Source organism: Jatrophihabitans sp. GAS493, from assembly GCF_900230215.1.
GTDB lineage: Bacteria > Actinomycetota > Actinomycetes > Mycobacteriales > Jatrophihabitantaceae > MT45.
Map to the genome: position 1 here is coordinate 2897169 of NZ_LT907982.1, position 12061 is coordinate 2909229.

Consider the following 12061-nt stretch of genomic DNA (forward strand, 5'->3'; position numbering starts at 1 on the left):
ATGAAGTTGGTAACCGCGGTCATCAAGCCGTTCAAGCTCGATGACGTGAAGGCGGCGCTGGAAGTTCTGGGCGTGCAGGGCCTGACCGTCAAGGAAGTACAGGGATTCGGTCGCCAGCGTGGGCACACCGAGGTCTACCGGGGCGCGGAGTACACCGTGGACCTGGTGCCCAAGGTGAGCGTCGAGGTGCTCGTCGAAGACGCCGACTCCGAAAAGGTCGTCGACGCTATCGTGCAGGCGGCTCGTACCGGCAAGATCGGTGATGGCAAGGTGTGGGTCTCCTCAGTGGAGACCATCATCCGAGTCCGCACCGGTGAACGTGACGGCGACGCTCTCTAATAACGGTGACATCGTCTCACTCCGATAATGGTCTGAGTGGAGTCCGGGCTGGCGTTCTACGCCAGCCCGGACTTGTCGGTGAGCCCCTCCGGGACGCACTGACCTCGGGCTACGACCACTGGCTGGCCGAGCTCTGCGCTCCGCTGGCGAGCAAGTCGAACGTCGCGCTGGTCGCGGTGGGCGGGCTGGGCCGGCGCGACCTGGCTCCGTACTCCGACCTCGACCTGGTGCTCCTCTACGAGGGGAAGCTCGCCGACGTGGCCGCCTTGGCCGACGGCATCTGGTACCCGATCTGGGACAGCGGCGTCAGCCTCGACCACTCAGTGCGCACCGTCGACCAGGCAGTCGGCGTGGCCCGTGACGACCTCAAAGCGCTGCTCGGCCTGCTCGACATGCGACACATCGCCGGCGACCCCGGTCTGGCCGGCACGCTGCGCGAGCGGGTACTTGAGTTCTGGCGCGCCAACGTGCACAAACGGGCCGACGAACTGCATGAGCTCTCCAAGCAGCGCTGGCAGATCAGTGGTGACGCCGCGTTCCTGCTGGAGCCGAACCTGAAGGACTCGCGGGGCGGCCTGCGTGACGCCCAGTCGCTGCGCGCCCTGGCCCTGGCTCAAGTGGTCGACTACCCGGCCGACGTGCGAGCCGCGCAGTCCACGCTGCTGGACGTCCGCGGCGAGCTGCAGAGATTGACCCAGCAGGACAACGACATTCTCCGCCAGCAGGAGCAACCGACCATCGCCAAGGCGCTCGGCGGCGACGACTCCGACATGGTGCTACGCATGGTCAACGAATCCGCCCGAACCATCGACCGGGCGCTCGACCGGGCCTGGCGCCGAGTGGTGGCGCAGCGACCGCCCAGTCTGGTGACCTCGGCTCGCCGGCTGCTGCGCGGACCCTTCAGCGTCGCCCCGGAGCGGGAGCCGCTGGCCAAGGACCTGGTCTCGCAGGGGGGAGAGGTCGTGCTGGCCCGGGACGCAGACCCCTGGGCTGACCCGCTGCTCATCCTGAGAGCGGCCCGCGCCTCGGCCGAGAACGACCTCCCGCTGGCGCCATTTGCATTGGAACGGCTGGCGTCGGAATCCGCTCCGCTCCCGCGCCCCTGGCCGAAGGCCGCGCTGGATGACTTCGTCTCGGTCCTCAGCGCCGGCCGTCGAGGAGTCGCCGTGCTGGAGGCGCTCGACCAGGCGGGACTGCTGACCGGCCTCATCCCTGAGTGGGATGCCGTCCGTTTCCGGGCGCAGCACAACCCGGTGCACCGGTACACGGTCGATCGCCACCTCACCGAGACCGCGTCCCAGGCCTCGATGCTGACTCAGCGCGTTTCGCGGCCCGACCTGCTGCTTCTCGGCGCACTACTGCACGACATCGGCAAGGGCTTCCCGGGCGGTGATCACTCCGAGGTGGGCGCGGTGATCGCCGAGCGGATCGCCAATCGGATGGGGCTGAGCTACGGAGACTCGGCGACGGTGACGGCGCTGGTGCGGCATCACCTGCTGCTACCGAATACGGCAACCCGCCGCGACCTGGAGGACCCGGTGACCGTCGCAACGGTGGCCGAGGCCGTCTCCGGCTCGGGGGAGCTGCTCGATCTGCTGCATGCGCTCACCATCTCCGACGCGCTGGCCACCGGACCAGCCGTCTGGGGCGACTGGAAGTCGGGGCTGGTCAACGACCTGGTGGCCCGTACCCACGCCATGCTCGGTGGCGCGACCCAGCGACTGGAGCATGTTCTCGACGACCGCGGGACGAAGCTGGCGACGGCCGGTGTGCTGGCCGTTCAGGTGCTGGATGAGGAGGTGCTGGTCGCCGCTCCGGACTCACTCGGCGTGCTGTCGAAGGCGGCCGGTGTGCTGGCCCTGCACTCGCTGGACGTTCGTTCGGCCTCGATTCATACCCAGGACGGCATGGCGGTGAACACCTTCGTCGTCGTGCCTCGCTTCGGTTCGGTTCCGGAGGCCGCCATCGTGCGGGGAGATCTGGCCCGGGCGTTGGAGGGCACGCTGGGGCTCGCCGACCGGCTCAGCGCCAAGGAGCGGGCCTACCGGCGCCGGGACGACTCCGCCGATGAGCCACCGCGCATCTATTGGTTCGACGATGCCGCCACCGACGCAACCGTTCTCGAGATCAGGACCCGGGACGCGATCGGACTGCTGTATCGGGTCACGTCCACCCTGGAACGGTTCGGCGTCGACATCCGGTCGGCCCGTCTCTCCTCCCTCGGCGGAGCGGTGGTGGACGCGTTCTACGTCACCGATCCGGACGGCAATCGGATCGCCGAGGCGAATCGGCGCCCGATCGAAGAGGCCCTGCTTTCGGTCTAGTTCGTACGGGGATCTTTGATATTCCGCACAGGCGCACCCGCGCACGTGTGCACTGGCAAACGGTAATCTGTATGCAGCTCACCGCTCTTCCGGGCCGACGTCGTCCCGCTGCCTGTCCCGCACGACTCCCGGAGGCCAGTGGATATGGTGCCACCCACCCCTTTCTCAGCCGTTCCGGCCCAGCAGGGTCTCTATGACCCGGCCTTCGAGACTGACTCCTGTGGCGTTGCCTTCGTGGCCGACCTCAAGGGCGTGCCGTCGCACAAGATCGTGGAGCACGCGCTCACCGCCCTGCACAATCTCGATCACCGCGGCGCGGCCGGGGCTGAGCCCTCCTCGGGTGACGGCGCCGGCATCACTGTCGCCGTACCGGACGAGTTCCTGCGCGCGGTGGTGGAGTTCGACCTGCCCGAGGTCGGGAGCTACGCTCCCGGTCTCGTCTTCCTGCCCCGCGACGCCGACCAGGCCGAGAGCGCGATCGCGCTGCTGACCCAGATCGCCGGCGAGGAGGGACTCGACGTCCTCGGCTGGCGCGAAGTGCCGACGAATCCGGCTCCACTGGGGTCCGGAGCATCATCGGTGATGCCGGCGTTCCGGCAGATCTTCGTCGCCGGCCAGCAGGGCGAATCGGGAATCACCTTGGATCGTAGGGCCTTCTGCCTTCGCAAGGTGGCCGAGAACACCGCCCGGGACCGCGGCCTGGAGCTGTACCTCCCCTCGCTATCCAGTCGCACCATTGTTTACAAGGGCATGCTCACCACCGACCAGCTCGGTGAATTCTTCCCCGATCTGCGTGACCGGCGATTCGCAAGCCCGATCGGCCTGGTGCACAGTCGCTTCTCCACCAACACCTTCCCCTCCTGGTCGCTGGCCCACCCGTTCCGCTACGTCGCTCACAACGGCGAGATCAACACGATTCGCGGCAATCGCAACTGGATGCAGACTCGCGAAGCGCTACTTGAGTCCGATCTGCTGCCGGGTGAGCTTTCGAGGCTATTCCCGATCTGCAGTCCCGGCGCGAGTGACTCGGCATCCTTCGACGAGGTTCTGGAACTGCTGCACCTGGCCGGGCGATCCCTGCCGCACGCGGTGCTGATGATGATCCCGGAGGCATGGGAGAACGATCAGTCGATGGAGCGGTCGCGGCGCGATTTCTACCGCTTCCACGCGTCGTTGATGGAGCCATGGGATGGCCCGGCCTGCGTGGCGTTCACCGACGGGTCGATGATCGGTGCAGTCCTGGACCGCAACGGACTGCGCCCCGGACGCTGGTGGCGGACTGCGGATGACCTGGTGGTGCTGGCCAGCGAGGCCGGGGTGCTCGAACTCGACCCCGCCACGATTGTCGCGAAGGGGCGCCTGCAGCCGGGGCGGATGTTCCTGGCCGACACCGCGCGCGGCGAGCTGGTGAGCGACGACGAGGTGAAGGCGGAGCTCTCTGCGGCGCGGCCCTACGCCGAGTGGTTGGACGCCGAGATCCTGCGGCTGGACGCCCTGCCGGCCCGCGAACACGTCTACTACCCGCACGAGTCGGTGACCCGCCGACAGCTGATCTTCGGGTACACCGAGGAGGAGTTGCGCATCCTCATCAGCCCGGTCGCGCTCAGCGGCGCCGAGCCGATCGGATCGATGGGGACCGACACCCCGCTGGCCGCACTGTCGAAGCATCCTCGGCTGCTCTTCGACTACTTCAGCGAGCTCTTCGCCCAGGTGACCAATCCACCGCTCGACGCGATCCGCGAGCAGATGGTCACCTCGTACGCGGGCACAATCGGTGCCGAGCGCAACCTCTTCCAACCGAGTCCGGAGTCCTGCCGCCAACTCGTGCTGCCCCGCCCGGTGCTGGACAACGACGAGCTGGCCAAGATCTGGCACATCAACGCCGACGGATCACGACCGGACTTCCAGTGCCAACTCATCGACGGCCGCTACCGCGTGCACGGCGGCGCCGAGGCACTCTCGGCGGCGATCGACCGGGTGCGTCAGGAATGCTCGGACGCGATCCGGGGCGGCGCCCGGATGCTCATCCTCTCCGACCGGGACACCGACGCCGATCACGCGCCGATCCCGTCGCTGCTGATGACGGCCGCAGTGCATCGTCACCTGGTGCGAACCGGTCAGCGAACTCAGGCCGGGCTGATCCTGGAGACCGGCGAGGCCCGCGAAGTGCACCATGTTTCATTGCTGATCGGCTACGGTGCCTCTGCGGTCAACCCGTACCTGGCCTTCGAGACGATCGACGACCTGATCAGTCGCGGTTCGATCACCGGGGTGGACAGCCCGACGGCAATCGCCAACTACGTAAAGGGATTGTCCAAGGGCGTGCTGAAGGTGATGTCGAAGATGGGCATCTCGACGCTCGCCTCCTACACCGGGGCCCAGGTCTTTGAAGCGATCGGTCTCTCGGCCGAGGTCATCGAGGAGTACTTCCACGGCACCCGGTCACCGCTCGGCGGCGTGGGTCTGGAAGTGCTGGCCGAGGAGGTCGCGGTACGCCACGCGCGGGCCTACCCCATGCTGCCGACGGTTCGGGCACACCGTCAGCTCGAGATCGGTGGCGAGTACCAGTGGCGGCGGGAGGGGGAGTTGCACCTGTTCAATCCCGAGACCGTCTTCCTGCTGCAGCACGCAACCCGGCAGAAGCGCTACGACGTCTTCGGTGACTACACGCGCAAGGTCGAGGAACTCAACCGGACCGGTGGGACGATTCGCGGATTGCTGGAGTTCAAGGCCGGCTACCGGCCCTCGGTTCCGATCAGCGAGGTCGAGTCGATCGAATCGATCGTTACCCGGTTCGCCACCGGGGCCATGTCCTACGGGTCGATCTCGGCCGAGGCCCATGAAACCCTGGCCATCGCCATGAATCGGATCGGCGGCAAGTCCAACTGCGGTGAGGGCGGCGAGGACGCGGTCCGGTTCAGCCCCGATCCCAACGGCGACTCGCGGAGATCGGCCGTGAAGCAGGTCGCCTCCGGGAGATTCGGCGTCACCAGTCACTACCTGGTGAACGCCGACGACATCCAGATCAAGGTCGCCCAGGGCGCCAAGCCGGGCGAGGGCGGCCAGCTCCCCGGGTTCAAGGTGTATCCGTGGATCGCCCGGACCCGGCACTCGACGCCCGGGGTCGGCCTGATCTCACCGCCTCCCCATCACGACATCTACTCGATCGAGGATCTGGCTCAGCTCATCCACGACCTGAAGAATGCGAACCCGAGCGCCCGGGTGCATGTGAAGCTGGTGGCCGAGGCCGGCGTCGGGACCGTCGCCGCCGGCGTGTCGAAGGCCCACGCCGACGTCGTGCTCATCTCCGGACATGACGGTGGCACGGGCGCGGCACCGCTCACGTCGTTGAAGCACGCCGGACTTCCCTGGGAGATCGGGCTGGCCGAGACCCAGCAGACGCTGCTGCTCAACGGCCTGCGCGACCGCATCACCGTGCAGGTGGACGGGGCGATGAAGACCGGCCGCGACGTGGTTGTCGCCGCATTGCTCGGTGCCGAGGAGTTCGGCTTCGCGACCGCTCCGCTCATCGTCTCCGGCTGCGTCATGATGCGGGTCTGCCACCTCGACACCTGCCCGGTGGGCGTCGCGACCCAGAACCCGATCCTGCGCTCGCGCTTCAGCGGGCAGCCCGAATTCGTCGTGACGTTCTTCGAGTTCATCGCCCAGCAGGTCCGCGAGATCCTGGCTGAGCTGGGCTTCCGCAGCATCGAGGAGGCGGTAGGGCAGGTCGGGGCGCTCGACACCCGGGCCGCCGTCGAGCACTGGAAGGCCGACGGCCTCGACCTTAGTCCGCTGCTGATCGAGGTCGAGTCGCCGTACGGCGATTCACCCAAGCGGACGCGCGGGCAGAACCACGGCTTGGAGGCGGCCCTGGACAACACCCTCATCGCCCTCTGCGAGGGTGCCCTGCTCGACGGCGAGCAGGTGCAGCTGGAGATCCCGGTGCGCAACGTCAATCGCACCGTGGGCACCATGCTCGGCTCGCTCGTCACCTCCCGCTACGGGGCCGACGGGCTGGCGGAGGGGACCATCGACATCACCTTCACCGGTACGGCTGGTCAATCCTTCGGAGCCTTCGTGCCACGTGGCCTCACGCTGCGGTTGCTCGGGGACGCGAACGACTACGTCGGTAAGGGGCTCTCCGGTGGCCTGCTGGTGGTCCGTCCGCACCCGTCGGCATCCTTTGCGGCGGAGACGAACATCATCGCCGGCAACGTCATCGGCTACGGGGCGACCAGTGGCGAGATCTTCCTGCGGGGCATCGTCGGCGAGCGGTTCTGTGTCCGCAACTCCGGGGCCACCGTGGTCTGTGAAGGCGTGGGCAACCATGCGCTCGAGTACATGACCGGGGGAGTCGCAGTGATCCTGGGTCCCACCGGTCGCAACCTGGGGGCCGGCATGTCCGGCGGACAGGCCTTCATCCTCGACCTCGACGAGGCGCTGGTGAACCCGGAGCTGGTCGACGTCGGCGCGCTGAGCGAGACGGAGTCGCGGCAGCTCCTCGCGATCGTCACCGCGCACTTCGACCAGACCGCGTCGGAGGTGGCGCGCGCTCTGCTGGCCGACTGGCCGGGGGCGGTCGACCGCTTCTCCTCAGTTATCGCCCGCGACTACCGCCGGGTGGTCGAGGCGTCGGCCCGGGCGGCCGCGGCCGGTGAGGATGTGGATGCTGCAGTGATGGCTGCGGCTCGGAGCTGAGCCAACGGCCGTGCGCGGGTGCGAAATGCAAAAAACGCTTCCGGTCGGTCGGGAGATCGGCGCAAAACCCCGTAGTCTGTTTGATGTGACACGTCGCGCAAAGATAGTTTGCACACTCGGGCCCTCGACCGATACGCGTATCCGTTCGCTCATAGATGCCGGCATGAATGTTGCCCGCCTCAACTTCAGCCACGGCGAGCATTCAGAGCACGGAATGCGCTTCCGCGAAGTGCGGGAAGAGGCTGAGGCATCCGGCCGCAATGTCGCCATTCTGGCCGACCTGCAGGGGCCGAAGATCCGGCTCGGGCGCTTCGCCGACGGCCCGGTGATGTGGGCAACCGGTGAGCGGGTGCGGATCACCGTCGACGACATTCTCGGTGACCACGACCGGGTCTCCACCACCTACAAGCAGCTCGCCGAGGACGTCCGGGCCGGAGACCGCCTCCTGGTTGATGACGGGAACGTCGGGCTGGTCGCCGTCTACATCGAGGGCAACGACGTCGTCTGCGACGTGACCGAAGGTGGGAAGGTCAGTAACAACAAGGGTCTCTCCCTGCCTGGCGTCGCGGTCAGCGTGCCGGCCATGTCGGAGAAGGACGCCGACGACCTGGAGTTCGCGCTGCGGCTCGGCGTCGATTTCATCGCATTGTCGTTCGTCCGCAGTGCCGAGGACGTGAAACTGGTGCACGAGGTGATGGACCGCGTGGGCATTCGCCGCCCGGTCATCGCCAAGATCGAGAAGCCGGAGGCGGTGGACGCCCTCGAGCAGATTGTGCTGGCCTTCGACGGCATCATGGTGGCGCGCGGCGACCTCGGCGTGGAGATGCCGCTGGAGCAGGTTCCGATGGTGCAGAAGCGGGCGATCCAGATCGGGCGCGACAATGCCAAGCCGGTGATCGTCGCGACGCAGATGCTGGAGTCGATGATCACCCACTCGCGCCCGACCCGGGCCGAGGCCTCGGACGTCGCCAACGCGGTCCTCGACGGCGCCGACGCGGTGATGCTGTCGGGTGAGACGAGCGTCGGCACCTACCCGATTCAGACGGTGGCCACGATGGCCCGGATCATCGACTCGATGGAGACGTCCGGGCTGTTTGTGCCGGGTTTGATGCACAATCCGCGTACATCCGGTGGTGCGATCGCCAAGGCGGCCAAGGACATCGGAGACGCGATGGGGGCGGTGGCCCTGGTCGCCTTCACCCAGACCGGCGACACGGCCCGGCGGCTGGCCCGCCTGCACCCGTCGCAGCGCTTCATCGTCTTCACCCCGGACGAGAATGTGCGCCGCCAGATGGCGTTGCTCTGGGGCACCGAGGCCTATCTGGTCTGGACCGTACAGACCACCGATGAGATGGTTCGCCAGGTCGACGCGGCGCTGGTGCAGCGAGCGGTCTGTCGACCCAACGATCTCGTTATCGTTGTTGCTGGAACTCCGCCAACCACGCCCGGCGCCACGAACACCATTCGTGTCCATCACATCGGGGATGTGCTCCAACGTGACCGCTGAATCTCTCTCCCGCCACGGTGCCGACTCCATCTCCGACCTCGGTACCGACTTCGTGCCGGACGTCGACGCCGAAACCAAGGTTCCCGGCACCGGCCTGGACGGACTGCTGCACCTGCTCGACCTCGAGAAGATCGAGGAGAACATCTTCCGCGGGCTCAGCCCCAAGATCGATCAGCAGCGCATCTTCGGTGGCCAGGTCGCCGGCCAGGCTCTGATCGCGGCCGGCCGGACCGTGGACGCAGACCGGCCCGTGCATTCGCTGCACTCTTATTTCATCCGCCCCGGAGATCCGACGACGCCGGTCATCTACACCGTCGATCGGGTTCGGGACGGTCGATCCTTCGCCACGCGCCGGGTGCTGGCCGTCCAGCACGGCGAACCCATCTTCTCGCTCTCGGCCTCATTCCAGTTGGAGCAGGGCGGAATCGATCACCAGAGCGTGATGCCCGACGTGCCGAGTCCGGCCTCGCTGCCCAGCGTCGAACACTGGCAGGATGAGTTTCCCGGGTTGAAGGAAGCGATGAGTCGCTTCACAATCCCGATCGACATCCGCTACGTGGACGACCCACCGTGGGTTCAGCGGGGCAAAGGCCCGCGGGGAGCGAATCCGCATCGGGTCTGGATGCGGGCCAACGGGTACCTGCCCAACGATCCGCTGGTGCACGTCTGCGCCATGACCTTCGCCTCCGACATCACGCTGCTGGACTCGGTGCTGGTGCACCACGGGCTGGCCTGGCGGCTGGACCCGATCGCGCTCGCTTCGCTGGACCACGCGATGTGGTTTCACCGACCGTTCCGCGCCGACGAGTGGTTCCTCTACACAACCGAGTCGCCGACGGCCTCAGGCGGGCGTGGCCTGGCCACCGGTCAGATGTACTCCCAGGACGGTCGACTGCTCGCCAGCGTCGTGCAGGAGGGCGTCGTGCGGGTGCACAGCGCCTGAGCGACGCCAGGCCTTGCCCCGTTTGATGCTTCGGTTCCGTGGTGCCCCCGGTGGGATTCGAACCCACACTAGATGGTGTTTGAGACCATTTCCTCTACCGGTTGGGATACAGGGGCGCAGCGCGCCGACTATCCTAACCGCAACGAACTTCTCGCCTGAGATCCTGCCTCGCGCAGAGCGAAAGGATGCCCAGTGGTAGAGACATCAACGCTTCGTATCCTCATCGCCGAAGACGAAGCGATCATTCGCCTCGATCTTCGGGAGATGCTCCAGGAGGAGGGGTTCAGCGTCGTCGGCGAGGCGGCCGACGGCGAGCAGGCTGTGTCGCTGGCCCGGGAGCTCACGCCAGACCTGGTGATCTGCGACGTCAAGATGCCGAAGATGGACGGCATCACCGCCGCCGCCGTGATCACCGAGGAACGCATCGCACCCGTGGTCATGCTCACCGCGTTCAGTCAGCGTGATCTGGTCGAGCGGGCCGGCGAGGCCGGTGCGATGGCCTACCTGGTGAAGCCGTTCCAGAAGCGGGATCTGCTGCCGGCGATCGAGATGGCGACGGCGCGTTTCGCCGAGGTGCGGGCCCTGGAGCACGAGGTCACCGATCTGAAGGACCGTCTGGAGACCCGCAAGCTGATCGAGCGGGCCAAGGGAACCTTGATGACCCAGCACAAACTCTCCGAGCCGGAGGCCTTCCGGTGGATCCAGCGAGCGGCGATGGATAACCGCACGTCAATGCGCGCGGTAGCCGAGCTGGTACTGACGGGCAACATTACCGGTAGGTAGCGGGCCGGCATGTTGGATTCAAGTGTGGAGATTTGGTTACGACCGGCCGTCGGTTTCCAACGAATCAGTGTGAACGCACGACCCCTCCATTAGGCTCCACGAATCACAGCGGACATCTAGATGAGTCCGCCCGATTCTCCCTAAGGGGTCTGTCAGTGCGTATTACTCCGATAACGAAGGTTGCGGTCGTAGGACTCGCCGCGGCGCTCGCCCTCACGGCGTGCTCCAACAGCAAGAAGGACAGCACCACGACCACCGCGTCAAAGACGTACAAGATCGGCTTCGAAGGGCCGCTCTCGGGTGACAACGCTCAGCTCGGCATCAACGAGGTCAACGCGGTTGACCTCGCCGTCGAGCAGGCGAACGCCAAGAGCGACCTCGGCTTCAAGCTCGAGCTCGTCAAGTCAGACGACGTCGGTGACCCGGCCAAGGCGCCGGCCGCCGCGGCCGTGCTGCAGCAGGACGCAGCGATCCTCGGCGTGATCGGCCCCAGCTTCTCGGGCGCGACCAAGGCCGTCGGTGCCTCCTATGATGCGGCGGGCTTGGTGCTCATCAGCCCCTCGGCGACGAACCCGGCGCTCACCACGCTCGGCTTCAAGTCCTTCCACCGCGTCGTTCCGCCGGACTCCCTCGAGGGCCAGGAAGCCGGCGACTACCTGGTGAAGAAGTCCAAGAAGGTCTTCGTCGTCGATGACCTCAGTGACTACGGCAAGGGTGCGGCCGATGCGGTCGAGACGGCGGTCAAGGCCGGCGGCGGAACCGTTACCCGCCAGGGTGTGGACGCCAAGACCACCGACTACAGCGTCATCGCGACCGCGGTTGCGGCATCCGGTGCCGGTGCCCTCTTCTACGGTGGTTACGACACGCAGGCCGGGCAGTTCGCCAAGGCGCTGAAGACGGCCGGTTACACGGGCCTGACCATGACCGGCAACGGTGGCAAGTCCTCGAAGTTCACCACGGCCGCCGGCGCTGCCGGTGACGGCTGGTACTTCTCCTGTGGCTGCCTGGATGCCACCGTCGCTCCGCAGGCGAAGGACTTCAACACCGCGTACAAGGCGAAGTTCAACACCGACCCGTCGACCTACTCGCCGGAGGCCTACGACGCCACCAACGCCCTGATCAGCGCGATCTCGACGTCGGCCAAGAGTGGCACGGCAACCCGCGCGGCGGTCTTCAGCGCGGTTAACGAGCTCGACTACAAGGGCATCACGACGCAGATCAAGTTCCTGCCCAGTGGTGAGGTTTCGGCTCAGGTCATCAACCTGTACCAGCAGAAGGCTGGGGCCATCGGCCTCCTCGGGGACATCAAAACCGCCAGCTAAGCCGGCAATGTCAACAAGCTGAAGGGAAAGGGCACTGTCACCCACCGAACGGTGGTGTGGCGGTGCCCTTTCCTGCAGGCGAAGCAGTATGTTCAATCGCAAGTTCGTCAACTCTTCCCGGCCATCTTCGGCGTAGCCCCGC

General features: G+C 66.7%; 7 protein-coding genes and 1 tRNA gene. 7 read left to right on the plus strand and 1 reads right to left on the minus strand.

Translation table 11 applies throughout. The features are described 5' to 3' along the window. The 5 genes from CPH63_RS13565 (at position 1) to tesB (ending at position 9814) form a co-directional block, all read left to right on the plus strand. Positions 1–339 (plus strand): P-II family nitrogen regulator, encoded by a 339-nt coding sequence (locus CPH63_RS13565; protein ID WP_096303431.1) that lies wholly within the window; start codon positions 1–3, stop codon positions 337–339. A gap of 5 nt (positions 340–344) precedes the next feature. Next, positions 345–2663, plus strand: coding sequence for a [protein-PII] uridylyltransferase (locus CPH63_RS13570; protein ID WP_157749530.1), 2319 nt, complete (start codon positions 345–347; stop codon positions 2661–2663). Between the two features lie 144 nt (positions 2664–2807). After that, a complete protein-coding gene (gene gltB, locus CPH63_RS13575) occupies positions 2808–7364 on the plus strand; it encodes a glutamate synthase large subunit (protein ID WP_096303433.1) in 4557 nt (1518 codons plus the stop codon). A gap of 85 nt (positions 7365–7449) precedes the next feature. Beyond that, complete coding sequence (pyk, locus tag CPH63_RS13580) at positions 7450–8871, plus strand: pyruvate kinase (RefSeq protein ID WP_096303434.1); 1422 nt, start codon at positions 7450–7452, stop codon at positions 8869–8871. Positions 8872–8899: 28 nt separating this feature from the next. Further along, positions 8900–9814 carry an acyl-CoA thioesterase II gene (gene tesB, locus CPH63_RS13585; RefSeq protein WP_371364956.1) on the plus strand — a complete coding sequence of 305 codons (915 nt, stop codon included), beginning with the start codon at positions 8900–8902 and terminating at the stop codon, positions 9812–9814. 39 nt (positions 9815–9853) lie between these two features. On the opposite strand, the gene CPH63_RS13590 is transcribed toward tesB, so the two are convergent. Further along, positions 9854–9930, minus strand: a tRNA-Leu gene (locus CPH63_RS13590). A gap of 76 nt (positions 9931–10006) precedes the next feature. On the opposite strand from CPH63_RS13590, the gene CPH63_RS13595 reads away from it, so the two are divergent. Together CPH63_RS13595 and CPH63_RS13600 are read left to right on the plus strand one after the other, a co-directional pair. Further along, a complete protein-coding gene (locus CPH63_RS13595) occupies positions 10007–10597 on the plus strand; it encodes an ANTAR domain-containing response regulator (RefSeq protein WP_241895658.1) in 591 nt (196 codons plus the stop codon). Positions 10598–10752: 155 nt separating this feature from the next. Beyond that, positions 10753–11919, plus strand: a complete 1167-nt coding sequence (locus tag CPH63_RS13600; protein WP_157749531.1) for a branched-chain amino acid ABC transporter substrate-binding protein — start codon at positions 10753–10755, stop codon at positions 11917–11919. The last annotated feature ends 142 nt before the right edge of the window (positions 11920–12061 follow it).

Coding starts and splice junctions, on each gene's coding strand:
- CPH63_RS13565 (WP_096303431.1), top strand. CDS start 1: ATGAAGTTGGTAACCGCGGTCATCAAGCCGTTCAAGCTCGATGACGTG.
- gltB (WP_096303433.1), top strand. CDS start 2,808: ATGGTGCCACCCACCCCTTTCTCAGCCGTTCCGGCCCAGCAGGGTCTC.